26 protein-coding genes and 1 riboswitch are annotated in these 25898 nt (G+C 60.3%); of the genes, 10 read left to right on the forward strand and 16 right to left on the reverse strand.

Annotated features, from left to right (window positions below; all coding sequences use genetic code 11):
* Positions 1 to 257 precede the first annotated feature (257 nt).
* Positions 258 to 371, reverse strand: a riboswitch (TPP riboswitch).
* Between the two features lie 77 nt (positions 372 to 448).
* From CF137_RS22190 to CF137_RS12450, 4 genes are all read right to left on the reverse strand, one after another.
* A complete protein-coding gene (locus tag CF137_RS22190) occupies positions 449 to 631 on the reverse strand; it encodes a MerR family transcriptional regulator (RefSeq protein ID WP_204787371.1) in 183 nt (60 codons plus the stop codon).
* Positions 625 to 810, reverse strand: coding sequence for a MerR family DNA-binding transcriptional regulator (locus CF137_RS22195; RefSeq protein WP_204787372.1), 186 nt, complete (start codon positions 808 to 810; stop codon positions 625 to 627). The genes CF137_RS22190 and CF137_RS22195 overlap by 7 nt, the downstream gene beginning before the upstream one ends.
* 56 nt (positions 811 to 866) lie before the next feature.
* On the reverse strand, positions 867 to 1352 hold the full coding sequence (locus tag CF137_RS12445; protein ID WP_139719350.1) for a hypothetical protein: 486 nt from the start codon (positions 1350 to 1352) through the stop codon (positions 867 to 869).
* A gap of 87 nt (positions 1353 to 1439) precedes the next feature.
* On the reverse strand, positions 1440 to 1862 hold the full coding sequence (locus CF137_RS12450) for a hypothetical protein (protein ID WP_139719352.1): 423 nt from the start codon (positions 1860 to 1862) through the stop codon (positions 1440 to 1442).
* An 88-nt stretch (positions 1863 to 1950) separates the two neighbouring features.
* Between CF137_RS12450 and CF137_RS12455 the strand changes: the two genes are divergently transcribed.
* On the forward strand, positions 1951 to 2619 hold the full coding sequence (locus tag CF137_RS12455) for a response regulator transcription factor (protein ID WP_139719354.1): 669 nt from the start codon (positions 1951 to 1953) through the stop codon (positions 2617 to 2619).
* On the forward strand, positions 2616 to 3833 hold the full coding sequence (locus tag CF137_RS12460) for a sensor histidine kinase (RefSeq protein WP_139719357.1): 1218 nt from the start codon (positions 2616 to 2618) through the stop codon (positions 3831 to 3833). The genes CF137_RS12455 and CF137_RS12460 overlap by 4 nt, the downstream gene beginning before the upstream one ends.
* Before the next feature lie 122 nt (positions 3834 to 3955).
* Here the strand turns inward: CF137_RS12460 and rimK are convergent, their stop codons facing one another.
* Positions 3956 to 4852 carry a 30S ribosomal protein S6--L-glutamate ligase gene (rimK, locus tag CF137_RS12465; RefSeq protein ID WP_042024591.1) on the reverse strand — a complete coding sequence of 299 codons (897 nt, stop codon included), beginning with the start codon at positions 4850 to 4852 and terminating at the stop codon, positions 3956 to 3958.
* Between the two features lie 239 nt (positions 4853 to 5091).
* Positions 5092 to 8808, reverse strand: coding sequence for a methionine synthase (gene metH / locus CF137_RS12470; protein WP_139719359.1), 3717 nt, complete (start codon positions 8806 to 8808; stop codon positions 5092 to 5094).
* 182 nt (positions 8809 to 8990) lie between these two features.
* Here metH and CF137_RS12475 point away from each other — a divergent pair, with 182 nt between their 5' ends.
* Together CF137_RS12475 and CF137_RS22100 are read left to right on the forward strand one after the other, a co-directional pair.
* Positions 8991 to 10268 (forward strand): cation:proton antiporter, encoded by a 1278-nt coding sequence (locus tag CF137_RS12475; protein ID WP_139719362.1) that lies wholly within the window; start codon positions 8991 to 8993, stop codon positions 10266 to 10268.
* 486 nt (positions 10269 to 10754) lie between these two features.
* On the forward strand, positions 10755 to 10931 hold the full coding sequence (locus CF137_RS22100; RefSeq protein ID WP_098980954.1) for a hypothetical protein: 177 nt from the start codon (positions 10755 to 10757) through the stop codon (positions 10929 to 10931).
* Positions 10932 to 11091: 160 nt separating this feature from the next.
* Here the strand turns inward: CF137_RS22100 and CF137_RS12485 are convergent, their stop codons facing one another.
* The 8 genes from CF137_RS12485 to lptM form a co-directional block, all read right to left on the reverse strand.
* Positions 11092 to 11589 carry a GNAT family N-acetyltransferase gene (locus tag CF137_RS12485; RefSeq protein ID WP_139719365.1) on the reverse strand — a complete coding sequence of 166 codons (498 nt, stop codon included), beginning with the start codon at positions 11587 to 11589 and terminating at the stop codon, positions 11092 to 11094.
* 128 nt (positions 11590 to 11717) lie between these two features.
* Positions 11718 to 12539: an HDOD domain-containing protein gene (locus tag CF137_RS12490; RefSeq protein WP_101320688.1), complete on the reverse strand. Its 822-nt coding sequence runs from the start codon at positions 12537 to 12539 to the stop codon at positions 11718 to 11720.
* 109 nt (positions 12540 to 12648) lie between these two features.
* Entirely contained in the window at positions 12649 to 13359 is a 711-nt protein-coding gene (locus CF137_RS12495; RefSeq protein WP_139719367.1) for an HAD-IA family hydrolase, read from the reverse strand.
* Positions 13360 to 13392: 33 nt separating this feature from the next.
* On the reverse strand, positions 13393 to 14358 hold the full coding sequence (gene xerC / locus CF137_RS12500; RefSeq protein WP_139719369.1) for a tyrosine recombinase XerC: 966 nt from the start codon (positions 14356 to 14358) through the stop codon (positions 13393 to 13395).
* Positions 14351 to 15031, reverse strand: a complete 681-nt coding sequence (locus tag CF137_RS12505; RefSeq protein ID WP_162515508.1) for a DUF484 family protein — start codon at positions 15029 to 15031, stop codon at positions 14351 to 14353. Before CF137_RS12505 ends, xerC begins: the two co-directional genes overlap by 8 nt.
* 76 nt (positions 15032 to 15107) lie before the next feature.
* On the reverse strand, positions 15108 to 15938 hold the full coding sequence (gene dapF, locus CF137_RS12510; protein WP_042024577.1) for a diaminopimelate epimerase: 831 nt from the start codon (positions 15936 to 15938) through the stop codon (positions 15108 to 15110).
* A 263-nt stretch (positions 15939 to 16201) separates the two neighbouring features.
* The gene (lysA, locus tag CF137_RS12515; RefSeq protein WP_139719372.1) at positions 16202 to 17452 is read right to left on the reverse strand and encodes a diaminopimelate decarboxylase; all 1251 of its coding nucleotides are present in this window, start codon (positions 17450 to 17452) and stop codon (positions 16202 to 16204) included.
* Between the two features lie 32 nt (positions 17453 to 17484).
* A complete protein-coding gene (gene lptM / locus CF137_RS12520) occupies positions 17485 to 17661 on the reverse strand; it encodes an LPS translocon maturation chaperone LptM (protein WP_139245159.1) in 177 nt (58 codons plus the stop codon).
* 73 nt (positions 17662 to 17734) lie between these two features.
* Here lptM and cyaY point away from each other — a divergent pair, with 73 nt between their 5' ends.
* Positions 17735 to 18049 carry an iron donor protein CyaY gene (gene cyaY / locus CF137_RS12525; protein ID WP_042024573.1) on the forward strand — a complete coding sequence of 105 codons (315 nt, stop codon included), beginning with the start codon at positions 17735 to 17737 and terminating at the stop codon, positions 18047 to 18049.
* The gene (locus tag CF137_RS12530) at positions 18046 to 18699 is read left to right on the forward strand and encodes an alpha/beta hydrolase (RefSeq protein WP_139719374.1); all 654 of its coding nucleotides are present in this window, start codon (positions 18046 to 18048) and stop codon (positions 18697 to 18699) included. Before cyaY ends, CF137_RS12530 begins: the two co-directional genes overlap by 4 nt.
* A gap of 64 nt (positions 18700 to 18763) precedes the next feature.
* On the opposite strand, the gene CF137_RS12535 is transcribed toward CF137_RS12530, so the two are convergent.
* A complete protein-coding gene (locus tag CF137_RS12535; protein ID WP_139719376.1) occupies positions 18764 to 21283 on the reverse strand; it encodes a class I adenylate cyclase in 2520 nt (839 codons plus the stop codon).
* Between the two features lie 323 nt (positions 21284 to 21606).
* Between CF137_RS12535 and hemC the strand changes: the two genes are divergently transcribed.
* Genes hemC through CF137_RS12555 form a run of 4 tightly spaced genes read left to right on the forward strand, consistent with a single transcriptional unit; the run spans position 21607 to position 25487 of the window.
* Positions 21607 to 22536, forward strand: a complete 930-nt coding sequence (hemC, locus tag CF137_RS12540) for a hydroxymethylbilane synthase (RefSeq protein WP_139719514.1) — start codon at positions 21607 to 21609, stop codon at positions 22534 to 22536.
* A complete protein-coding gene (locus CF137_RS12545) occupies positions 22533 to 23267 on the forward strand; it encodes a uroporphyrinogen-III synthase (RefSeq protein WP_139719378.1) in 735 nt (244 codons plus the stop codon). Before hemC ends, CF137_RS12545 begins: the two co-directional genes overlap by 4 nt.
* On the forward strand, positions 23264 to 24313 hold the full coding sequence (locus CF137_RS12550) for a uroporphyrinogen-III C-methyltransferase (RefSeq protein WP_139719380.1): 1050 nt from the start codon (positions 23264 to 23266) through the stop codon (positions 24311 to 24313). Before CF137_RS12545 ends, CF137_RS12550 begins: the two co-directional genes overlap by 4 nt.
* A gap of 10 nt (positions 24314 to 24323) precedes the next feature.
* The gene (locus tag CF137_RS12555; protein ID WP_139719382.1) at positions 24324 to 25487 is read left to right on the forward strand and encodes a heme biosynthesis HemY N-terminal domain-containing protein; all 1164 of its coding nucleotides are present in this window, start codon (positions 24324 to 24326) and stop codon (positions 25485 to 25487) included.
* Positions 25488 to 25567: 80 nt separating this feature from the next.
* On the opposite strand, the gene CF137_RS12560 is transcribed toward CF137_RS12555, so the two are convergent.
* The gene (locus CF137_RS12560) at positions 25568 to 25819 is read right to left on the reverse strand and encodes a YkgJ family cysteine cluster protein (protein WP_042024562.1); all 252 of its coding nucleotides are present in this window, start codon (positions 25817 to 25819) and stop codon (positions 25568 to 25570) included.
* Between the last annotated feature and the right edge of the window lie 79 nt (positions 25820 to 25898).

Consider the following 25898-nt stretch of genomic DNA (forward strand, 5'->3'; position numbering starts at 1 on the left):
TGTTTGCTTGTCTGGAGTTCGAGGAGAAGATGAACTTGCAGCGGGGTGTTTATCTCAGGAGGGAGTGCGTGCGGGATGGATCTCCGCTCTGCTGTGCTGCCGCTTCCCGCTCTCTGCACGCTGTGGGCAAGGCGCCCCACGTGCTGGACAACCGGACGGGACAGACTCCCTCCTGTGCGCCCTGACCCATCTTGGGTGATCCCTTCGATGAGCGGGGGCTTTGCTCTCTATGAACATGACGCCCCCGGCGCGGTAACCCGCAAGTTACCCTTGTTTCCCTTCGCAGGTTTTAACCTGATCAGGTTCCACGGATCCCGAATTAACGGTCTCAGCTTTGCGTCGTTCGACGGTCAGCACTCCGACAAGATGGCGCCAGTATAAGCGCGAAAATGTAAAGCACAAGCCGTTAACAATATGGTTCAACGGCTGGCGCTGTGATCAGACGGAGTTACTCCCCGCGCGACCAGGTGCGGATGGCTGCGATCTCCGAGGCGGGGATCTGCAGGGATTCGAGGAATTCCTGATGGGCCTGTGGCTCCATCTTCTCGAACTGGATATGCCAGTTGCGCATCATCTCTTCGGTCATGCCTGCAGCCTGCATAATGGCAACCCAGCGTGCCTTGTCTACCATGGGGATCTCCTCGTGTGTCTGTTGGCGATCTGCAGCCCCCGTTCCAGCTCGGCCTCGCCATAGCGGCGATAACCGTTCTCCCCGCGCAAGGCGGGAAGCCGCAGACCGAGACGTTCGTAATAGAGCAATGTGGTGCGGCTCAGACCCAGTTCTCTGGCCAGCAGGGTAATCGTCAACATAGGGGTTCCTTCATCCAACGGGCAGAGGATAAACCCGCCTATCGTAGACGGGTCAACTACTCCTCCGGATTGACCACCAGGATTTCGCTTAAGCGGCCCTGTTCGTCGCGGATCAGCACCAGCTCGCTGCCGGCGTGCAGATCGGCGGCCGAACCGTTAACCCAGCGCACCTCGGAATTGAGTGGCACAGTGCCCAGTGCTGCCAACGTGAGTTGCTGTTTATCAAAGGATTGCAGGCGATCTTGCGCCCGCTGCCAGGGCTGATTGGCCAGCGGCGCTCTGGCGGCCAGCAGCTCGATCCGGGTGGCCACCCCGTCGGCCACCAGCAGGGCGAGGCGGTCGCCCGGTTTGAGCGGCTGATCCCAAACCACTCCCTGCCGCCAGACGGCGGCACTGCCCTGCTCCACCTCGGCCCCCTGAAATTGCAGGCGGATGCCATCGCTGTGCTCCAGCTCCACCAGCCACAATTCGTCGGCGCCCGCCTGCACCGCCCAGAGCGGCACTCCCAGCATCCATGCACACCATTTTCTCGCTTGTTCCATCTTGGTTCGTCCCTGAACAAAAAAGCCCATGCTGGACAAGCATGGGCTTCATTCGGTGTCATTGCGAATTCGTCAGGGCAGATCGGATCAGTCATCCTCGCGGCAGCGGCTCAGGCGCATGCCGTCAAACTTGCACTCCAGCTCGAGCCAGCGCCCTTCGAACGGAGTCAGACTGTTGTCCGAGGTGGTGTAGCCCCAGATCCGCCCACCCTCGACCGGCCCTTCCAGATCCATCTCGCCCTTGTCATCTTCATCGAGCGCTTCGACCTTGCGCACATAGCGCACGCCGTTTTCCACCACCCCCTTCATCTCGACCCAGGTACCGCCGAGGTCATCTTCGTTGAGCCAATCCTTGAAGCGAGTCTGGTCGTCGATCATGAACGGCATGCCGTTGACCATCAGCTGGCCAAGCTGCCAGGTGGTACGGCCGGTCAGCTTGAATTCGGTCGCCTGTACGGTGCCAAGTGGCAACAAAATCAGCAACAGGAGCGCGCAGAGAAACTTCTTCATCGGGGATCCTCGGGGTTACACTGGCAAACAGGATGCCGTATCCGGTGTGAAAAGAGCGTGAAGCGCTCACCAACCAGGAGAGCAAAGCATGAAGATTTTGGTTGTGGAAGACAATCCTCAGGTAGCGGAAACCATCATGGATTATCTGGAACTGGCCGGTCACCGCCTCGATTGTGCCTATCACGGTCAGGCGGCGCTGCAACTGCTGGAGGAGCAACGTTTCGACGTCATCATCATGGATGTGATGATGCCACGGCTCGATGGCCTCAGCACGGTGGCCCGCCTGCGCGAGCAGGGGATCCCGACCCCAGTGCTGTTTCTCACCGCCCGCGACAGTCTGGAAGACAAGCTGGCGGGCTTCAAGGCGGGAGGGGATGACTATCTGGTCAAGCCATTCGCTATGGAGGAGCTGGAGGTGCGGCTGCAAGCCCTCAGTCTGCGTGGCCCGCGCGGCGATGTAGGGGCCATCAGCTTCGGCGATCTGACGGTCGATGTCGCTAGCGGCCGCGCCACCCGTGCCGGTGAGCCCCTCAAGCTCGGCAAGATCCCGTTCCAGATCCTCACGCTGCTGGCCCGCCGCGCCCCCGCCATCGTCAGCCGTCAGGAGCTGCTCGACACCGTCTGGGGGGATGAGGAGCCCGACTCTGATGCCCTGCGCAGCCACATCTACGCCCTGCGCAACGCGCTGGACAAACCCTTCCCCACTCCCATGCTGGAAACCCTGCACGGTCAGGGCTACCGACTGGTGAGCGCATGAGTCTGCCGAGCCTGCGCCGCCGCCTGATCATGGCGCTCGGCGGTGCCGGGGTGGTGCTGCTGATCCTGCTCTCCGGCCTGATGCTGGTGGCCGAAGACAAGATGGAGGAGCTGAGCCTGCGCCACTGGCTGGAGGCGGAGGTGACCCGCTACAGCGATGACTGGCTGCGACTCGGCCCGGCGGCGGCCGCCCCGAGCCCCAGACAGTTCTCCAGCTACTGGACCGAGGCGGGCCGCCTGCCGAGGTGGCTGAAGCCCTACCAGACCTCGGGCTTTTTCGAACACCAGCTGGGCAAGGAGGACAAACACTTTCTGGTGGCCCGTCACCCCTCCGGCGAGGGACTACTCTATCTGGTGTTCAACGACGACGCCGATGACTACCTCGACCCCTACGAAGACAAGCTGCATCTGGCGACCCGGCTGATCGGGCTGGCGCTGCTGCTCAGTTCGCTGGGCTTCGGTATCTGGCTGGTGCGCCATATCACCGGGCCGCTGCAACGGCTGCAACACAGGGTTGCCCACCTCACCCCGGATCAGGCGGATTTCGAGCCCGACGCCCCCTGGCAGGAGCTGCGGGATATCGAGCTGGCGCTGCTGGCAGGAAAGCAAGAAGTCAGCGCTGTGTTCGCCCGCGAGCAGGAGTTCAGCCGCTTCGCCAGCCACGAGCTACGCACCCCCAACATGGTGATCCAGGGCTCGGCCGCCCTGCTCGGCAAGGTGACGGATCTGCCCGCGCCAGCTGCCCGCGCCACCATCCGCATTCGCGCCGCCGCCGACGAGATGGCGCTGCTCACCGAGACCTTCCTGCTGCTGGGCCGCAAGGAGGCGGTGGAACGACCACTGCAACAGGTCACCCCGCTGATCCGTCAAGAGTTGGCCCGCCTCGCCCCGCTGCTACAGCGGGAGGCGCTCGATATCCGGCTGAACCTGGACGAGAGCAGCGCAGTAAATGCCCCCCTCTCCCTGCTCGCCATCGCCCTCGGCAACCTGCTGAAAAATGCCCTGAGCTATGCCGACGGACATATCGAGATCGAGCTGTGCGGCCCGGTGCTGACCATCAGCAACCCGACGGCAGCGGCGCCGGATCAGATCCTCGGCTACGGCTGCGGCCTTACCATCATCCAGCGCATCTGCGAGAAGCTGGGCTGGCAGATCGACACCCGGCTGGAGGATGGGGTGTTCAGCGCCCGGTTGGCGATGATTAACGCCGAATAGCTCCCTCTCCCTTTGGGAGAGGGTCAGGGTGAGGGCGCTGTACCAACGCCAACCAACCAGCCAGATAGCAACAAGGCGCCCGAGGGCGCCCTGTTGTTATCTGACGGCTGTAAACCCGAGGCTCACTCCGCCGGTTTGTTCTTGCGGCTCGCCTTGAGTTCGAGGAACTCGATGATCTTGCCGGCCACATCCTTGCCGGAGGCGGCTTCCACCCCTTGCAGTCCGGGGGAGGAGTTGACCTCCAGCACCAGCGGGCCACGGGCACTGCGCAGAATATCCACCCCCGCTACATCGAGCCCCATAATCTTGGCGGCCTGCACGGCGGTGGCGCGCTCTTCCGGGGTGATCTTGATCGCCTCGGCGGTGCCGCCACGGTGCAGGTTGGAGCGAAATTCTCCCGGCTGGGCCTGACGGCGCATAGCTGCCACCACCTTGCCGTTGACCACCAGACAGCGGATGTCGGCGCCATTGGCCTCGCGAATATACTCCTGCACCAGAATGTTGTTATTGGTCTGGATAAAGGCCTCGATCACGCTCTCGGCGGCTTTTTGGGTCTCACAGAGCACCACACCAATCCCCTGGGTTCCCTCCAGCAGCTTCACTACCAGCGGCGCACCGCCCACCATGGTGATGAGATCAGGCACGTCGTGGGTGCTGTGGGCATAGCCGGTGATGGGCAGGCCGATACCGTGGCGAGAGAGCAGTTGCATCGCCCGCAGCTTGTCGCGGGAGCGGCTGATGGCCACCGAGCTGTTGAGGGCCATGGTGTTCATCATCTCGAACTGGCGCAGTACGGCGGTGCCATAAAACGTGATGCTGGCCCCGATCCGGGGGATCACCGCATCGTAACTTTCCAGCTCCCCGCCCTCGTAATGGATCGAAGGATTGTGGGAAGCGATATTCATATAGCAGCGCAGGGTGTCGAGCACCTCGACTTGATGGCCGCGCGCCTGCGCCACCTCGACCAGACGGCGGGTGGAATAATTTTTCGGCTCACGGGATAAAATGGCAATCTTCATGAAAATTCCGCTAGAAGGCAACGCCTGGGCAGGTTGGGGCGGGAGAGTATAAGGCGCCACAGCGCCAAGACAACGCCAATTGTTTCTCCTGACAACAAGACAAACCACACAAAACAGCACGCTGCCAAATGAGAGTTATCAACACGGCAAACGGCGGCTCCATGCGGTTCATCAAACCAGTGCAAGGATGCCGCCGTTTGTTGTCAAAGATCAACCTGTGACACGTCGAGAATCGTGATTCAGCTCAGATTCGGCCCCAACCAGCGTTCTGCTTCTTCAAGGGTCATCCCCTTGCGGGTGGCGTAATCCTCAACCTGATCTTGCTGGATCTGCGCCACCGCGAAGTATTTGCTGTCGGGATGAGAGAAGTACCAGCCCGACACCGCCGCCCCCGGCCACATGGCGTAGGACTCGGTGAGTGTCATGCCGATGGCCTGCTCCACCTCTAGCAACTCCCAGATGCTGCCCTTCTCGGTGTGCTCCGGGCAGGCCGGATAACCGGGGGCTGGGCGAATGCCCTGATAGTTCTCGCGGATCAGCTCTTCGTTAGAGAGCGCTTCATCGGGAACATAACCCCAATGCGCTTTGCGCACCTGCTGGTGCAGGTACTCGGCAAAGGCCTCTGCCAAGCGATCGCACACCGCCTGGATCAGAATGGCATTGTAGTCATCGTGATCCGCCTTGTAGGCATTGGCGATGGCCTCTTCACCGATACCGCCGGTCACCGCGAAGGCGCCGATCCAGTCCGGCTTGCCGCTCTCTTTCGGCGCCACATAGTCCGCCAGACAGTAGTTGGGGAAGCCCTGCTTCTCGCTCTGCTGGCGCAGGTGGTGCAGCACCTTGATGACCTCGATGCGGGACTCGTCGCTGTAGACCTCGATGCTGTCCCCCACCGCGTTGGCCGGGAACAGGCCGATAATACCGGCGCAGCGCACGCTCCCATCCTGCTCCAGCTGGTCGAGCATGGCGTTGGCATCGGCAAACAGGGTGGTTGCCTCCTCGCCGATAATCTCGTCCTCGAGGATGCGCGGATACTTGCCCGCCAGCTCCCAGCTCAGGAAGAACGGGGTCCAGTCGATGTAGGGGCGCAGCACCGAGATGGGCACGTTTTCGAACTTTTGCACCCCAAGCTCGCGGGGCTTGGGTGGCTGGTAACCGACCCAATCCAGCTGCTGGCGGTTGGCACGGGCATGGGCCAGGCTGACCGGTTTGGATCTGGGTTGCTTGCGGGCATGTTGCTCGCGGGCAATCTCGTACTCCTTGTCGATACGGGCGACAAAGGCGGGCTTGAGCTCGGGGTTGAGCAGACTTTGGGCCACCCCCACCGCACGAGAAGCGTTGGAGACATAGACCACGGGTTCGCTGTAGTTCTGCTCGATCTTCACCGCAGTGTGCGCCTTGGAGGTGGTCGCGCCGCCGATCAGCAGCGGCAGCTTGAAGCCCTGACGCTCCATCTCCTTGGCCACGTGCACCATCTCATCCAGCGACGGGGTGATCAGGCCCGACAGACCTATGATATCGGCACCGACCTCCCGCGCGGTTTTGAGGATGGTCTCGCAGGAGACCATGACCCCGAGGTCGACGATCTCGTAGTTATTGCACTGCAGCACCACCCCGACGATGTTCTTGCCGATGTCGTGCACATCCCCTTTGACGGTGGCGAGCACTATCTTGCCGTTGCTGTAACTGCCCTGTTTTTCAGCTTCGATATAGGGCTGCAGATAGGCCACCGCCCGCTTCATCACCCGCGCCGATTTGACCACTTGTGGTAGGAACATCTTGCCCGCACCAAACAGATCACCGACCACGTTCATGCCATCCATCAGCGGCCCTTCGATGACGTGCAGTGGCTTATCAGCCTCGGCCCGCGCCTGTTCGGTATCCTCTTCGATGAAGTCAGTGATCCCCTTGACCAGGGCATGCTCCAGCCGTTTGCCCACCGGCCAGCTGCGCCACTCCTGATCCCGCGGATCCTCCGCCTGAGCGCCAGCACCGCGATAGGTCTCGGCAATGGCCAGCAGATCCTCGGTGGCGCTGTCACTCAAATTGAGTACCACCGCCTCGACCTTGGCCTTCAGATCCTTCGGAATGTCTTCATAGATGGCGAGCTGACCGGCGTTGACGATCCCCATGTCCATGCCGTTCTGGATGGCGTGATAGAGGAACACCGCGTGAATGGCTTCGCGCACTGGCTCGTTGCCGCGAAACGAAAACGAGACGTTGGAGACGCCGCCGGAGATCATGGCGTGAGGCAGGTGCGTTTTGATGTCCTTCACCGCCTCGATGAAGTCCACCGCGTAGTTGTTGTGCTCATCGATGCCGGTCGCCACCGCGAAGATATTGGGGTCGAAGATGATATCTTCCGGCGGGAAACCGACCTGATCCACCAGAATGCGGTAGGCGCGCTGGCAGATCTCGAACTTGCGGGCGCGGGTATCCGCCTGCCCTACCTCATCAAACGCCATCACGATCACGGCAGCGCCATAGCGGCGCAGCAGTTTGGCCTGCTCGATAAATTTCGCCTCCCCCTCCTTCATGGAGATGGAGTTGACCACCGGCTTGCCCTGCACGCACTTGAGGCCCGCTTCCAGTACCTCCCACTTGGAGGAGTCGATCATCACCGGCACCCGGGCGATATCCGGCTCACCGGCAATCAGGTTGAGGAAGCGCACCATGGCCGCTTCGGCGTCCAGCATTCCCTCATCCATGTTGATATCGATGATCTGGGCGCCACTCTCTACCTGCTGCTTGGCGACATCCAGCGCCTCGTCGTAGAGCCCCTCCTTGATCAGCCGCTTGAACTTGGCCGAACCGGTAACGTTGGTACGCTCACCCACGTTCACGAACATGGATTCGGGGGTAATGATCAGCGGCTCGAGGCCCGACAGGCGACAGGCTACCGGCAGCTCGGGCAGTGCGCGCGGCTTGATGCCCGCCACGGCGTCGCTCATGGCACGAATATGGGTCGGGGTAGTGCCGCAGCAGCCGCCCACCATGTTGAGAAAGCCGCTCTGGGCCCACTCGCGGATATGGGCCGCCATTTCACCCGCATCGAGATCGTACTCGCCAAAGGCGTTGGGCAGACCGGCGTTGGGGTGGGCGCTGACATGGCTTTCGCTGATGCGCGAAAGCTCCTCCACATACTGACGCAGCTCATCGGGCCCAAGCGCGCAGTTAAGACCGAACGAAACCGGTTTGACGTGGCGCAGGGAATGATAAAAAGCTTCGGTGGTCTGGCCGGAGAGGGTACGACCGGAGGCGTCGGTAATGGTGCCGGAGATCATCACCGGCAGGCTGTAACCCAGCGCCTCGAACACCCCCTCCACCGCGAAGGCGGCCGCCTTGGCGTTGAGGGTATCGAAGATGGTCTCAATCAGGATGATGTCGGCGCCGCCCTCGATCAGGGCGTGGGTCGATTCGGTGTAGGCCGCTACCAGCTGGTCATAGGTGACGTTGCGTTTGCCGGGATCGTTCACATCCGGCGAAATAGAGCAGGTGCGGTTGGTGGGGCCCAGTACCCCGGCGACGAAACGCGGCTTGGCGGGATCTTTTGCCGTCCACTCGTCTGCCACGGCGCGGGCCAGACGAGCGGCTTCACGGTTGATCTCGGCCGAAAATTCCTCCATCTCGTAATCGGCCATGGCGATGCGAGTGGCGTTGAAGGTGTTGGTCTCGAGGATGTCGGCGCCGGCGGCGCAATACTGATCGTGGATCTCGCGGATCACCGCAGGGCGGGTCAGCACCAGCAGATCGTTATTGCCCTTGATGTCGGTATGCCAGTCGGCAAACCGCTCACCGCGATAATCCGCCTCACCCAGCTTGTAGCCCTGGATCATGGTGCCCATGGCCCCGTCGATGATCAGGATCCGTTCCTTGAGACAGAATTCCAGTTTCTTTGTGATGTCCGACTTTATGCTCGGCTTCCTGTTCGCCACGACTCGCTCCTCTACATCCATGCAACTGCGTAACAAGCATCCTAACAGCAAACAAAAAAAATGGAAATCTAGCCGTCTATCAGTCTAAACATAGCAAGATATACTCATTTATAGGTAATGAGTAACATAGGGCCCGAGAGTACCCTATGCCCGTCCCGCATGGGGATACGTGCTTGCTGTCTACTAATGAGAAAAAAATAACTATGAGCGTCTACTACACACTCTGTTTTCTGGCAGCGTTGGCGATTTTTATCGCCTTTGCCAACCAGTATGTTGTGAAGATCCAGACCACCATCGCCATCACCGCCGGTTCCATGGTGATCTCCGCGTTGCTGGTGCTGTTTGGTAAACTGGGTTGGTTCAATCTGGAACCTCTTGCCGTCAAAACGATGCAGAGCATCGACTTCCAGAACTTCCTGCTGAAAGGGATTCTGGGCTTCCTGCTGTTTGCTGGTGGCCTCGGCATCAACCTCAAGGCGCTGCGCAGCCAGAAGTGGGAGATCACCATTCTCTCCATCGTGGCGACCCTGCTCTCCACCTTCATGATTGGCTACGGCTTCTGGTTTATCGCCAAGCTGCTGGGTTGGGATCTGCCGCTGGTCTACTGCATGCTGTTCGGGGCGCTCATCTCCCCCACTGACCCGATTGCGGTGCTGGCCATCGTCAAGAAGATGCAAGCGCCACCCCAGATCGCCATCCAGATCGAAGGGGAATCCCTGTTCAACGACGGTGTCGGCCTCGTCATCTTCGCCACCGTGTTTGCCGTGGCCTTTGGCGGTGTCGAGCCCACCTTCGGCAGCGTGGCCGGTCTGTTCCTGCATGAAGCCCTCGGCGGCATTCTGTTTGGCGCCGTGCTGGGCCTGATCGCCCACGTGATGATCAGCGCCACCGACGATGGTTCCCTTGAGCTGCTGCTGACCCTCTGCATCCCGACCGCCGGTTTTGCCTTCGCCAACATGATCGGCGTCTCCGGCGCGCTGGCCATGGTGGTAACCGGCATCATGATCGGCAACTGGACTCGCCACTCCGGCTTCTCCGAACAGAGCCGTCATCACCTGGATCACTTCTGGGAGTTGATGGATCAGTTCCTCAACGCCCTGCTGTTCCTGCTGATCGGTCTGGCGCTGGTGCTGCTGGAACTCTCCTGGCATGACTGGGTGCTGTTGGTCATCGCGGTGCCACTCTGCCTGGCCGCCCGCTTCATCAGCGTGTCGTTGCCTTATATGGCCTTCCGCAGATTCCGCAGCTACAACACCTTCTCGGTACGGATCCTCACCTGGGGTGGTCTGCGCGGCGGTCTGGCCATGGCGATGGCCCTGGCGCTCCCGTCAGGCGTCATGATGATCCCCGAACACGGGGTGGATCTGCGGGAAGTGATCCTGGTGATGACCTACTCGGTGGTGATGTTCTCCATCGTGGTGCAAGGCATGACCATCACCCCGATGATCACTGCCGCCAAGAAGGCCTGTGGTGACTACTGAGTCACTCCGGAACTTGCTTGTAGAATAAGAGAGGGCTCCCATCGGGAGCCCTCTTTGTTACTGCCAGCTGGTGGTTTAACGCACAGAAAAAATGATTTTCAGCGAGTATCGCCAAATTATTGTTTGCTTTTTATTCATTTCGAGGAGAGAATGCGCCCCGGCTAGTTAATCAGCCCTGTTTATGTTCGCAATGTTTCAACGTTAGATGAATCCTGCCAGTACCCACATAACCTTCCTCTGATTTACTCGCCTTGAGAACCGTCAGGCTGTCTGCCTGCGTTGCCCGGCTCTCACGGTGCAGACCCGATCTGCCCACTACATTGAACTATGCATCCGCATACTCTTTGGCGCATTCCTTGAAAAGTGCAGACGCCCCTGACCGGGCTGGGTATTCCTGCGCGCTTGTTGATCCAAAATCAACCGCGTCCATTAACCTGACATTTGCCAATACAAGGAGCAAACACCTAATTTATATAGAGAAATACCATGATGAAAGCCATACATACACACAAGCCCCTGCGTCGCAGCAAACCCATCAACCTGCCTCCACAAGAGCAGGATTCCGATGCGTTCCTGATCCAGTTCAGCACCCGCTTCAGCGGCGGTTTCGCCATCTCCTGTGATGGTATCGCTGGCGAGTTCTCCATCGAAGACCTCAACTGATCCTGCCTGCCCACCGGCAGCGCCCGATGCAGACAGGCCGCAACTCACGGCGGCCTCTTTGCTTCTCCCTCTCTCGCCCTTTATCCAGACCCACTCTCTTGCTTGTCGTTCAACCTGAGCAGCACTTCACTAGTCGTTTTCCCATTCTCTGACTTGCCGATCACTGCTCCAGCAGCAGGCATTCGTCAGCATCTTCGCTCAACTTGACCAGACGGCTGCGCACCAGCCCCAGCTTGGCCAACAGGCCGATGGAACGCGCGTTGCCCGGGGTGACGATGGCGACGACTTGGCCGATCCCCAATCGGCTTTTGCCATCGGCAAGGGCAGCCTGCGCCGCTTCAATGGCATAGCCCTGACCGCGATATTGCGGCAGGAAGGCATAACCGATATCGACCTGCTCCAGGGTATCGCGCTTGATCAGGCCGCAAATGCCGAGGCAGGCACCATCTTCCTTTCGCTCAACCAGATAAAGGCCATGGCCGTAGCGGGCATAGCTCACCGCAGGCCCCTGCTGGATATACTCCTGCGCCTGCTCCAGAGTGCGAATGCCCCGATCGCCGATGTAGCGATAAAAGTCGCCATCATTGAGCAGCTCAAGAATGAAGGGGGCGTCGGTGGCGATCATTTCGCGCAGGATCAGGCGGGAGGAGGCAATCATGGCAAAGGCTCTCAAACGGAAAGTGAAAGGCAAAGAGTGCCCCGTCACTCCCGGGCTGACAAGCCTGCAGATTCTTTAGTCATGAAAAAGGAGCCATATAGGCCCCTTGTAACATCAAATGAAGCGACTCAGGCTGCCAATAACCCCGCATAGCCGTTGCCCTGCTCCCGCAGCGCGCTGAACTGGGCAGCACAATCGGCCCATGTCAGCCCCAGTTGTTCCGCCACTTTCTGAGGCCACTCGGGGGGGGCTTCTTCCCCCACATCGGACTGGGCCGCCAACACGATGGCCAGATGGATAAACCCTGCCTCTGAGGAAAACTCTTTCGCCTTCATGGGGTTGTAGTGATACTCCACCGCATTGCTGATGGTGTCTGGAAACTTCCAGTATCTGGCCATCGCCGCCCCGACCTGAGCATAATTGAAGCCAATCACCAGCTCCTCCGCCTTCGCTCGCCCTTTATGTTGCTCCAGATCGTGAATGTGATTCACCGTATTTTCTGGCAGTCCCACATGCATGATGAGGCGACCAAGATCGTGCAGCAGTGCGCAGGTAAAGACCTCCTCCCCCTTCATCCCTTTCTTGACCGCCAGACGACGGGCCAACTCCGCTACGTTGAAAACACAACCCCAGAAGTGTTGGAGATTGATGCCGGGCACCGCTTTGACTGATTCGGTGAGCCCGCAAGCCAGCACCATGTTGCGCACCATCGCCAACCCCAGCCGAACAGCCGCCTCATTGACGGTGGCGACCTGACGACTGCTGCCAAATTTGGCCGAGTTGGCCAAGCGCAACAACTTGGCAGAGATGACCGGATCCTTGTTGATCAATTTACTGATCTTGAGCAGATCAGGGTCTTTTTCGTTGAACGTCTGAATCAAGTCGCGCATCACTTCAGGGATCTGGGGTAGCAGTTTGGGTTCCGCCAGCAAGGAGTCGATCGTAGGCATAGTGATGTCCATCCATGTTATGAGTATTCCAATCTGTTTGCCGAAGCAAACTGCTCATAATTATGGGTCACCAGATCAATACAGCAAGCTGCCAAGCTCCTAACCACCCTCAAAACAGCAGCCCGGCCAACTCCTCCAGCCCATTGATCTCGACATCTGGCAGCAGTTGCACTGAATGCCACGGCTGCTGCCGCTCATTGAGCCAGGCGGCACGAAAGCCATGCAAGCGAGCGCCCAGCACATCGGTCTCGGGATGGTCCCCCACATGGAGGATCTGCTCAGGTGGCAGTTTGAGGGCGCTGCGGGTCTGCTCAAACATATCCGCCGCCGGTTTCATTCTGGTGCCCGCGCCCGCCTTGCAGATCAGCGTGAAGTAGCGATCCAGTCCGGCTTGCGCCAGATCCAGATTGCCGTTGGTGATCACCACCAGCGGGTAGCGTTCCGCCAGGTTGGCCAGCAGTTTATGGGTCGCTTCACTCACCTCGATCTTCGAGCGCTCCACCAGAAACGCGGCAAATACCTGCTCCGCCTCACGGCTGGCCTGCTGGTCAGCCATGCCCCCCGCGACCATGGCGGCGCGGATGGTCTGCTGGCGCGCCAGACTGACATCGTGGTGCAGCTCGGGCATCTCTTTCAACACGCTACGCTTGAGCGCCAGCCAGCGTGCCTGGTCGAGCATGGCGGTGGCCAGATATTCGCTGCGCAGATGGTTGAGCATCCACTGCTCGGCGCGCACGATGGCGGGGCCGTTGTCATAGAGGGTGTCATCGAGATCAAACGAGATGGCAGCAACCGGCTGCCAGCGGCGATAGAAGTGCATGGGCTCTCCTCTGCGACGGGGGCTCAGGGCCCGTTATTCATCTTCCTGCGCATCCGGGTCACGCTTGGCCCTTGGGTGGGCGCTGTCATAGACCTTGGCCAGATGCTGGAAGTCGAGATGGGTGTAGATCTGGGTGGTAGAGAGGTCGGCGTGCCCCAGCAGCTCCTGCACCGCCCGCAGATCGCCGGAAGACTCCAGCATATGGGTGGCAAAACTGTGGCGCAGCTTGTGGGGATGGACATGGGCATTGAGCGCCTGTTTGTTGCCCCAACCATCGAGGCGGGCCTGCACCGAGCGAGCCGACAGCCGCTGCTTGCGACTGGAGAGAAACAGCGCCTCGCTCTCGTCCCCGGCCAGCAGCGGGCGCACTTTAAGCCACTTCTGCAGCCACTCGACCGCCATCCGGCCGATGGGCAGCACCCGCTCCCGCGAGCCTTTGCCGGTCACCTTGAGTTGACGGTCATCAAGCTTCAGATCCACCAGATTGACCCCCACCAACTCGGCGAGACGCAGCCCTGACGAGTACATCAGCTCCATGATGGCGCGATCCCGCACCGCCAGCGGATCCTGCTCATCAGTGATGTTGAGCAGTTGGTACATCTCGTCCACATCGAGGTTTTTCGGCAGCGGCCGCCCCTGCTTGGGGGTGACGATGCCACGGGCCGGATTGGCGGTCAGCCGCCCCTGCCGCACCTGCCAGTCGCAGAAGCTGCGCAGCGCAGAGACCTTGGTGGCCAGCGAACGGGGCGCCAGCCCCCCTTTGTGCATCCGGGTCACCAGACTGCGCACCTGACTCGCATCGAGCTGGCCCCAGTCGCAAAGACCCAGTCGCACCAGCTCGGCGGTCATGGCGTCGAGATGCCCCTGATAGTTGGTACGGGTATGAGGGCTGAGCTGGCGCTCGACCCTCAGGTATTCGATAAAGGCCGCCAGCTCGTCCGCCAGTGCTGACGGCAGCGGCTCAGAGGCTGGCGGTGTATTGGCCGATTCCCTAGCCACGGGTCAGCTCGGGCAGACGCAACTGCAGCAAGCGACCCAACTGGCCCAGCAGCAGGGTGTCGTTGTGCGGGCTAAAGTGGCTCGGATCCGAGCTGGCGAAGGCCAGCATCCCAAGATCGCCGAGCCGCATCAGGGCGACCGAGTTGACCAGCACATCGTGGCCGAACAGCGCCTGCTTCTCGCTCTGGCTCAGGCGGCCAAAGTAGTAATCCTGCCCCGGAAGACGCTGCCCCAGCAGGGATTCGAGCTGCTTGCCCTGTGCCAGAAAGCGCTGCTCTGGCCCGCTCAGGGCAAAGCGCTTGGGATTGAGCCAGAGTCGCAACCCGGTCAACCGCAACCGCTGGACAAAGGCCTTGCCCATCACGGCACTCACCTCAAACAGGGTCTGGCAACCGTATAGCTCGCCATAGAGATCGGCATAGACCCGGAAGATCCGCTCGTTCTCGCTGGCAATGCCCATCAGCTCGGTGATCTCCAGCTCCAACTGCTCAATCCGCTCGCGCTGACGATCCAGCTGGCGCTCTACCAGCGAGACGGAGCCCTTACGTTCATGGGGAATACGGATCCGGTCCAGCACGGTGACATGGCGCTGGAAAAATTCGGGGTAACGGGACAGGTACTCCAGCACAGCGGCTTCGTCCACCGCTTGCTCCTGCCGTTTGAGCTCGCTCATAAATTGGGTGATCCATTAGAAAAACAGGGCTTGCTGCCCCGATAACATGGGCAAAGGGGGCATTCGCCCCCTCTACCTAAACCTCTATCTGGCCGTCAAACACATGCTCGGCTGGCCCGGTCATATAGACCGGTTGCCCCGGCCCCTTCCAGGCGATGGTCAGCTTGCCGCCCGGCAGGGTGACAGTGACCCGCTCCTTGAGCTTGCCCTGACTGATGCCGACCACCACAGCGGCGCACGCGCCGGTACCACAGGCCAGGGTCTCACCGACCCCGCGCTCGAATACCCGCAGCTTGATCTCGCTGGCGTTGACCACCTCGGAGAAGCCGACATTGACCCGCTCGGGAAAACGCTCGTTGCGCTCCATGATGGCCCCCAACACGGCGACCGGTGCATCGGCAACCGACGGTACATCAATGACGCAGTGAGGGTTGCCCATGGAGACAGCGCCACACATCACGGTATGCTCCTGCACCCGCAACAGGTAGGTTTTTTCTGCTTTTTGAGCCCGAAACGGGATCTTGCTCGGCTCGAACTGGGGGACACCCATGTTGACCGTGACCTGATTCTCCCCTTCGAGCTGCAGCATAATGCGGCCACGAGAGGTGCTGACGGCGATGCGATCCCGGTTGATCAGCCCCTTGAGGCGGACGAAGCGGGCAAAACAGCGGGCGCCGTTGCCACACTGCTCCACCTCGCTGCCATCGGCATTGAAAATGCGGTAGTGGAAGTCGAGTTCCGGATCATAGGGGGGCTCAACCAGCAACAGCTGGTCAAAGCCGATCCCGAAGTGGCGATCTGCCAGCTTCTTGATGACATCATTGCTGAAAAAGACCTTCTGGGTGACGCCATCCACCACCATAAAGTCGTTGCCCAAGCCATGCATCTTGGAAAAATCTATCAACATCGTGCATTCCTGTGCTGTTAGGGCTGTAAAAATTCACCGAACCAAGGGGCGTCAGTCATTGTCCACAGCCCCATGCATCCCGGAAGAATCGATCCACATCGTGCATTACTGTACTCTGCTGTCAGGGCTGTAAAAATTCACCATCAACCACTATGAAGTCATTGTCCATAGCCCCATGCATCCCGGAAGAGTCCATCAACATCGTGCATTGCTGTACTCTGCTGTCAGGGCTGTAAAAAACTCCGTCGCCTCTATCTACTGCATCAGGGCAGCAGGTGCTCACCGCGCCAGAGATCGGCCAACTGCTCCCGCTCACGGATCAGGTGCGCCTCGGCGCCATCCACCAGCACTTCGGCAGCGCGGGGACGGGTGTTGTAGTTGGATGACATGGTAAAGCCGTAGGCACCGGCCGAACGCACCGCCAGCAGCGAGCCCTCGGCAATGGCCAGGGTGCGCTCCTTGCCGAGGAAGTCGCCGGTCTCGCACACCGGGCCCACCACGTCATAGAGCGCGGGGGCATGACCGGCACGGCTATCTACCTCGATGATGTTCATCCAGGCGCCGTAGAGCGAGGGGCGCAGCATGTCGTTCATGCCGGCATCGATCAGCGCGAAGTTGCGGGTCTCGCCCGGCTTGAGGTACTCGACCCGGGTCAGCAGCACCCCGGCATTGGCGACGATGGCGCGGCCCGGCTCGAACAGCAGGGTCAGATCCCGACCCGCCAGCTTCTGCTTGAGCGCTTCGGCATACTCGGTCGGGTGCGGTGGCTGCTCGGCGCCATAGTTGACCCCGAGGCCGCCGCCCACGTCCAGATGGTGAATGCGGATCCCCTCCGCCGCCAGCTCGTCGATCAGCCGCAGCAACTTGTCAGCCGCTTCCATAAATGGATTCAATTCAGTGAGTTGCGAGCCGATATGGCAATCCACCCCGACGATCTCGATGTTCGCCATCGCCGCCGCCTTGCGGTAGATGGTTGGCGCCAGCTCGATGGGGATGCCGAACTTGTTCTGCTTGAGGCCGGTGGAGATATAGGGGTGAGTACCGGCATCGATATCCGGATTGACCCGTACCGAGACACGGGCCTTCTTGCCCATGCTGCCCGCCACCCGATTGAGGCGCTCCAGCTCGGCTTCCGATTCCAGATTGAAACAGAGGATCTCTTTATCCAGCGCGAGGCGCATCTCGGCTTCGCTCTTGGCCACCCCGGAGAAGACCACTTTGGCCGGATCACCGCCCGCCGCCAGCACCCGCGACAGCTCGCCACCGGAGACGATATCAAACCCCGAGCCCAGACGGGCCAGCAAGTTGAGCAGCGCCAGGTTGGAGTTGGCCTTCACCGCATAGCAGATCAGATGGGGGATGTTGCCAGCCGCCGTGTCGAAGGCGTGCCAGTGGCGCTCGAGGGTCGCACGGGAGTAGACGTAAAGCGGGGTACCGTACTGCTCGGCAAGCTGCTGCAGCAAGATTTGCTCGGCCTGTAGCTGGCCGTCGGCGTCGTAGTTAAAGTGATCCAAGGGGGCGGTTCCTTCCTAGAATGGGTGCGGCATTAGTGCGGCGCGGCCTCAGTGGCTGCCTCGGAGGTCGCAGGCGGTGCCGATTGCGGTGTACTCTGGCTCTGTGGCTGCTCGGGGGGCGGCATATAGAGCGGCCCCGTCAGACCGCACGCGGCCAACCCGAGGGACAGAAGAGTGGCAAGCAGACACTTGGTGAACTGGGTGATCATAATGGTTCGCTGCGAAAAAATTTTTGGCCCTCTATAATCGCACTCACATTGTTAAAAGCAACAGGATAAACCGATGAAGGATCACCAGTATCACGCCCTGACCGACACCTTTTTCCAGTATGTGGAAGACATTATCGACGAGGGGTATCCCGATATCGATTGCGAACGCAACGGCGGCGTATTGACCCTCTCTTTCGAGAACAAGACCAAGGTCATCATCAACAAGCAGGAGCCACTACACCAGATCTGGGTCGCTACCCGCGAGAACGGCTTCCACTTCGAACTACAGGGTGAAACCTGGATCGACAACCGCTTTGGTCACGAGCTGAAAGCCCTGCTGAGCCGCTCCTGTACCACGCAGGCGGGTGAAACTGTGGTGTTCCCATGATCGACCTGCACCCGCAGGATGCCCGTCACGCGGTGATCTGGCTGCACGGGCTGGGGGATTCCGGCGCCGGTCTCGCCCCGCTGGTGGACGCGCTGGACCTGCCCACCGAGCGGCCGGTGCGTCACCTGCTGCCGGATGCCCCCGAGCGGCCGATCACCATTAACATGGGCTACAAGATGCGCGGCTGGTACGACATCAAGAGCTTTGAGGATCCCGCCGAGCGAGCCGTGGAGTCCCATGTCCGTGACTCGGCCGACCAGATTGCCGCCCTGCTCGATCAACTGGTGGCCGACGGGTTTGCCCCCGAGCGTATAGTGCTGGTGGGCTTCTCTCAGGGCGGGGTGATTGCCTCCTTCACCGCGCTGCGCTACCGCGCCCGGCTGGCTGGCCTGCTCTGCATGTCTACCTATCTGGCCGCCGCGGACAAGCTGCTCGGCGAGATGAGCGAAGCCGCTCGCACACTGCCCATCTGCTACATGCACGGCATCTATGACGATGTGGTGAGCCTGTCGCTCGGTTGGGATGCCAAGAACCAACTGGAAAGTGCCGGGCTCACCCCCGAGTGGCACGAGTACCCGATGCGTCACGAGATCTGCCGTCCGCAGCTCGATGATATTCGCCACTGGCTGCTGGCCCGTCTCGGCGCCTGATCTGCCTCAAAAGCAAACGGCCTGCAATTGCAGGCCGTTTTTTATGGCGATGCCAACTGGTGGATCAGCCCACTTCCCGGGTCGGCGGTGCCTGCTCCCGCAACATGCCCTGACTGCGGTAGGAGATCACCGCCAGCTCGCCACCCTGCTGCACTATCTCGTAGTACTGGGGCAGGTTGAAGTTGATGAACTGACCGTCATCGCTGAACCGCTCGTGACTGGAGGTGTAGAAGCGGTTGACCCCCGCCACCAGCTCATCCTTGTTGCCGGCAAAATGCTGGTAAATCTCCACCCGGTTCGCCTCATCGAGGATGTAGATGTTGGTGCCCGCATCCCGGGTATCGAAGAAGAACTGCACCAAGCCTTCACTGGCGTAGGCATCGACGATGCTCGGCAGATGCTGGCTGTGGGTCTTGTCGAGCCGCAGCGGCAGGTGATCCAGCTTGTTGTGAGAGATGTGGCGGTAAAAATCGATGGCGTTTTCCAGCTTCTTCACCGATACCCCGCGCCGCTCAAAGAAGATGCCGTACTTCTCCTTGCCGAGCGCCATGGTCTTGACCAACTGCTGCTTGTCGCGGGCTAGGCGCAGATCGATACACTCAGCGACCAGGGTCTCGAAGCGGGATCGGAGCAATGAGCGGAAGTGTTGGCTGTAGCAAAACACCTCGATCATCTCGGGAGCGGCGGCATCCTGGTGCATCTTGCCGAGGATGGTGGTGAGGGCATCGACCACAGCTTCATCCCCCTGGAAGTGCAGGGTGCGGATCTCGCTCCAGGAGTTGCGATAGACCAGATCCACCGAGCCCACCAGACACTCCTGATTGCGGCCAAACGAGAAGACATCCACGGTGTTGGCATCAAATTCGATTACCTGACCGACCCAGTGGCTGGTCGGGTCCATCTCCAGATTGAGGAAGATGGAGAGCTGACGGATCTCGCACGGGCGGCTGAGGGCCAGGTTGGTGGCCAGCGGGTACTTCTCGGGGAAGCAACCGGAGAGATCGCGGCAGAACTGGTGCAGATTGTCGATGTGCAGATCCGAGCCCTGATTGAACAGGTGCACCCGCGACTGGGGGGTCAGCAAATCGTTGAAGTAGGCCCAGGAGACCAGCTTGCTGATGTAGCCGTTGAACTCGAGCGGCGCGCGACCAATGATGTCCGCCGGCTCCAGCGAATGTTTGTAGAGGTACCAACCGGCACGATTCAGACGACCATGGGGCACCTGTACCAAGCTGAGATCCGGCTCGCTGAGATCCGGCGCAATCTTGAGGTTGATCCGCTGTACCTTGCCCGGCAGGCTTTCGAAGGCAGCATAGAGCTTGCGTGACAGAATGCCGATATCTTCCGGGTTGATCGACTCGCTGATGTTGTTGCGGCGGGCGAACTGGATCAGGTTGCGGTAGCTCTGCATCAGGGCCTCCAGCAACTCGGCGTGGGCAATCTTCACCTCTTCGATCTTCCACTCGTGGCGGTGATCGAGCTGATACAGCTTCTGCTGACTCCACCCCCAGTAGGAGACCAGCTGGCTCATTTGCCCACGGCGCCACTCGGGGGAGTGATCATCCTTGGGATGGCTGAGGCCGTCACACACCTTGAGGTAGAAGCAGCGGCGCACCAGATCGAGCCGCGCCATGTCGCCGATGGACTTGAGGTAGTTGGTCACCTTGTCCAGCATCAGAGAGTAGTTGTCGAGCCGGTAGTGCATCCCCTCGTTATGCTGGAACCAGTCGCGACCGATCATCGACAGCAGACGGGTATCGGGATACTCGTGGGAGTAGGCCTCCATCAGCACCGACTTGAGCACCGCCTTGTAAGGAGAGTCGATCCCCTTGTAGAGCTGCCACAAAGCGGAGCCGAAGTACTCCTCGGCCGGAATGCGGTCAAAACTGCCCAGATCGAGCCAGTCATCCTGCTTGAGCTTGCCGCTCTCGAACAGTTCGTTCACATAGGCGTCGTAGTGGTCATCACAGGCAATCGGCACCAGATACCAGATCAAGCGTTTGCCCGCGATATGCATGGCACTGCGATAGAACTCGTCGAGCAACAGCAGGTGCTGGGCACTGCCGCAGCTCTCCCCCTGCATCTGGGCATCGTTGGTCTGGCGGAACTTGTCTTCCGGGATCAGGAAAAAGTTGAGATCGACCCCGCGCTGCTCGGCCCACTTGGAGAGTTGCTGACACTTCTGATCCAGCAGTTCAAGCCGCTCCTGCGACAAACCGGCCACGTGGCAGACCCAGATATCGAGATCGGAGTGGCAGCATTGGCCGATGGAGGAGGTACTGCCCATGGAGTAGAGTCCCTGAATCGCGCGATCCTGGGTTGCCAGACCATTCAGGCAGTTGGCGTTGCGACAAAGGTCATCGATAAAGGCTTGCTGTTCGGCAGTGGCGCTGAAGCTCCAGATACCATGAGGGACATCGCCAGAAACATAGCCTGGCAGCAGGGGGTGATTGAAGTGCAGCATAACGGGCAGCAGTTGAAATACCTGCTGCCCGTAGCGACTCATGAGGCCTAACGCCCGTTGCGTCTTGAGACGGGTAATGTCGTCATAACGCGCAACCAGCGTATCTATGTGTTCCTGCAATGCCCTGCCTATCACCAAGGTAAAAATGACGCACCAAAAGGGGGATACGTCAAAAAAGTGTGATCATGTTAACAATGCCAGCAGCAGTGGTAAACAAGCCCACCGCGAATCACCGGATTATTTCTGGTATGACCACATTAAGTATCAAGGGATATCTTTAAATTTAAATATTTTCAATACCTTAGCCTTCTACAAACTCTTAATGAAAATCATTTTCAACCTGCATTTTTGAGCCTGTCCGCGCTTTTGCCGGCTGCGCCATGAAAGCCCGGGCAAAGGGTGGTAATATCGATTTCCTCCTAAAAATGAAACAACTGATTGATATGGCAGCCCGAACCCTGAAAATTGCCACTCGCAAGAGCCCGCTGGCCCTGTGGCAGGCCAACTTTGTCAAAGACCGGCTCGAAGCCCTGCACCCGCAGCTGCAGGTCGAACTGGTGCCCATGAGCACTCAGGGTGACAAGATCCTCGATACCCCGCTGGCCAAGGTCGGTGGCAAAGGGTTGTTCGTCAAGGAGCTGGAGACCGCCATGCTGGAAGGGCGAGCGGATATCGCCGTTCACTCCATGAAAGATGTGCCGGTGGAGTTCCCTGAGGGGCTCGGCCTGCACACCATTTGTGAGCGGGAAGATCCCCGCGATGCCTTCGTTTCCAACCGTTTCAAGGCCATTGCCGAGCTGCCGCAAGGGGCCGTGGTCGGCACCTCCAGCCTGCGTCGCCAGTGCCAGCTGCGTGCCGCCCGCCCGGATCTGGTGATCCGCGACCTGCGTGGCAACGTCAACACCCGCCTGGCCAAGCTGGATGGCGGTGAATATGACGCCATCATTCTCGCCGCCGCCGGTCTGAAACGACTGGAGATGGCACACCGCATTGCGGCCTTTATCGAACCGGAACAGAGCCTGCCTGCCAACGGCCAGGGGGCCGTCGGCATCGAGTGTCGCCTTGACGATGCAGAGCTGCACGCCCTGCTGGCACCGCTGGAGCACGCCGAGACCCGCGCCCGGGTGCTGACCGAACGCGCCATGAACCGCGCCCTGCAAGGGGGATGTCAGGTCCCTATAGGTGCCTATGCCCTGATCGATGGCGACCAGATCTGGCTGCGTGGTCTGGTGGGCAGCCCGGATGGTACTCAAGTGATCCGTGACGAGATCCGTGGCTCGGTGAGCGACGGCGAAGCCCTCGGCGAACAGCTGGCCCAGCGCCTGCTGGCCGCCGGTGCCGACGTGATTCTGGCCGAGGTCTACCGCGGATGATCCCGCTGGTGGTGCGTCCGGCCGCTCAGGCCGCCGAGCTGGTGCAGTTGCTGCGCCAGCACGGTCATGCACCACTCTGCTGCCCGCTGCTGGAAACCGTGGCGGGCAGTGAACTTTCCCGCCTGCCCGACCTGCTGCACAGTGCCGACATGGTTATCGCCGTCAGCATCCATGCCATTCATTTTGCACACGATTTTCTGTTGCAAACTGGTCAGACCTGGCCACATATTGAGTACTTTGCCGTAGGTCAGGCCAGCGCAGATGGGTTTGCTGCCATCGGTATCGCGGCGATCTGCCCGGATGACCCGCGCAGTGAGGGGCTGCTGGCGTTGCCCGCCCTGCAGCAGTTGGTTGACAAACGGGTGCTGATCCTGCGTGGCAATGGCGGACGGGAGCTGATCGCCGACACGCTGGCCTCACGCGGTGCTCTGGTGCACTATTGTGCGGCCTACGAGCGCCACTACCCCGAGTTCGACGGGGAACAATTAACCCACCACTGGCAAGCAGCCGGGCTGGATAGCCTGCTGATCACCAGTGGTGAACTGCTGCAACGGCTGCTGGCACTGGTGCCCGACCACCAGCGGCCCTGGCTTTTTGACCGCCAACTGGTGGTTCCCAGCCCCCGGGTGGCCGAGATGGCCAGCGCGGCGGGCTTTATCCATATCACGATTGCCCAAGGTGCATCCAACCAGGCCCTGATGGCCGCACTGGAACTGAGGAAGATGGAATGACAGAACAACAAGAATCCCAGGTCAAACCCCAGCCCACCGCTGTGGTCAATAACAGCAAGAGCCGCTCCGGTACCGTATTGGGCGGAGTCGCCATTCTGCTGGCCCTTGGCCTGACCGGTGGTCTCTATCTGCACGGTCACCAGAATGCCATTGCCCAGCAGGCCGAATTGGCCCAGCTCAAGCAGCAGCTGGCGAGCGCCCTGAGCAAGATCGACCAGACCAGCAGCAAGGATGCCGCACAGCTGGCCACGCTGGATCAAACCCAGCAACGACTGCAAGGGGAGATGCAGGGGCTACAAAACCGGGTGCTGGATCTCAACGACAAGCGCCCCAACGACTGGATGCTGGCCGAATCCGAGTATCTGGTACGGATGGCAGGCCGCAAGCTGTGGCTAGAGCACGATCTAATCTCCGCCATCACCCTGCTGGGTAATGCCGACGAGCGGATCAGAGCCCTGAACGACCCCAGCCTGATGCCAATCCGCAAGGCATTGGCGGAAGATATCGCCAAGCTCAAGGGGATGCCGCGTATTGACCGTGAGGGGCTAACCCTCAAACTGGCCGCCCTCGAAGATCAGATCGAGCTGCTGCCCCTCTCTACCGTCAGCATGCCGGAAGCCAAGCTTGAGGCGGATCAGGCGGTCACCGCCAATCCCGACGAGTGGGAGAGCAACCTGAAGAAGAACTGGGTCAAGTTCACCGAAAACTTCGTCACCATTCGTCGCCGCGATGGCGCGGTGGAGGCGCTGCTCTCGCCGCAACAAGAGATCTTCCTGCGTGAAAACCTCAAAACCAAGTTGCTGCAGGCACAAATCTCGGTTTACCGCGAGCAGCAAGCGCTCTATGAAGACAGCCTGGACAAGGCCCAGCGCTGGCTGACCCAATACTTCGACACCGAAAACAGCGCTACCCGCTATATGCAGGGGGAGATCGACAAGCTCAAAGGCGAACAGATCCAGATCGATTATCCGGAACAGTTCAAGACTCAGGCCATGCTGGAACAGGTACTGACCGAACGCCTGCAACGCATTCTGGCCAGCAACTGAGGAGGGCACCATGATCCGTATAATCATTCTGGTTGCCGTGATGGTCGCAGGGCTGATCTTTGGCCCACAAGCGTCCGGTAACAAGGGCTATGTACTGATTGCCCTTGGCAATTACACCATCGAATCCTCCGTCACCAGCGCGGTGATCCTGGCCGTGCTGTTCTACGGTGCCCTGCTGCTCATCGAGTGGCTGCTGGGCCGGGTATTCGGCCTGCGCCGCAAGACACAAGGCTGGTATGGCTCACGCCGCCGCCGCAAGGCCAATCAGCAGACCGTTGCCGCCACTCTGGCCATGGCCGAAGGGCACTACAGTCAGGCAGAAAAATTGATGATCAAGGGGGCCAGCAACAGCGACACCCCGCTGCTCAACTACCTCAGCGCCGCCAAGGCGGCACAAGCCCGTGGTGACGACGCCCGCCGGGATCAATACCTGCAAAAAGCGCAGGAGGAGAACCCCAAGGCCGAGCTGGCGCTCACCCTGACCCAGACCCAGCTGCAGATCGAACAGGGCCAGTACGACACAGCGCTGGCAATGCTGGAGTCGGTCTACGCCCTCAACCCGCGCCACCCCATGGTGCTGGATCAGCTGCGTCAGGTGCATCTGGCCCGTCAGGACTGGAGCGCCCTGTGCGACCTGATCCCGGCACTGCACAAAGTGGGCAAGCTGACCCCGAAACAGGAAGAAGATCTGCTGCAACAGGCATGGAGTGGTCGCCTGCAACAGGCGGCAAGCAGCCTCGAAACCCTCAAGGCGGTGTGGCAGGATCTGCCACGCAAGCTGCGCCTCGAGCCGGAACTGCTGGCCTGCTATGGCGACTTGCTGCGCCAGCTGGGTGCCGACAACGAGGCCGCCACCTTGTGGCAGGAGGCGCTGCGCAAGCAGCCGGTGCCACAGCTGCTGACGCGCCTGCCCAAGCTGAAACTCGACAACTACCAGCCGCTACTGGCACTGCTGCAAAAGCAGCAAGGGCAACCGCATGTCGATACGGCGCTGGCCCAACTCTATCTGCTGGCTGGCCAGCTGGACGATGCCCAGAAGCTGCTGGAGCAGGAAGTCGTCAGCGCCCCCAGCGCCGCCGCCTACCATGCCCTTGGCCAGCTGATGGACAAACGTCGCCTCACCAACAAGGCCAACGAGTACTATCGTCAGGCGCTAATGCTGGCAGGGATTTGATCCCGACGCACAGAGACGCGAGAGGCCGCATGATGCGGCCTCTTTTTTTATGCTCGATCCAGTGATCTTTTCAGGTCGCGTCAACCGGTCAGCCGCTCCAGCTCGCCGATCAGCCAAATGGCCTCGGCACGATGGCTGCCACACACATCCATCATGGGGCGAAAGCCACCACATACCGCTGGCCGCTCAGGCAGACCGAAGATCTTGCAGCCAAGCACGCCATCAAGCTGGACACAGGGGATACCCGCCGGCTTGCCATCTGGCATACCGGGAATGGCACTGCTGATACTGGGGGCGATGCAACAGGCAGCGCAGCCGCTACGACACTCCATACACTCCACTCCTTTGGGACGGGGACGGTCTGAGCCACCATAGCCGAAGCGGTGGCACAAACGTAGCTGGCGCACAATA

Origin of the sequence: Aeromonas sobria (genome assembly GCF_006243315.1) — a bacterium.
Classification (GTDB): domain Bacteria; phylum Pseudomonadota; class Gammaproteobacteria; order Enterobacterales; family Aeromonadaceae; genus Aeromonas; species Aeromonas sobria_A.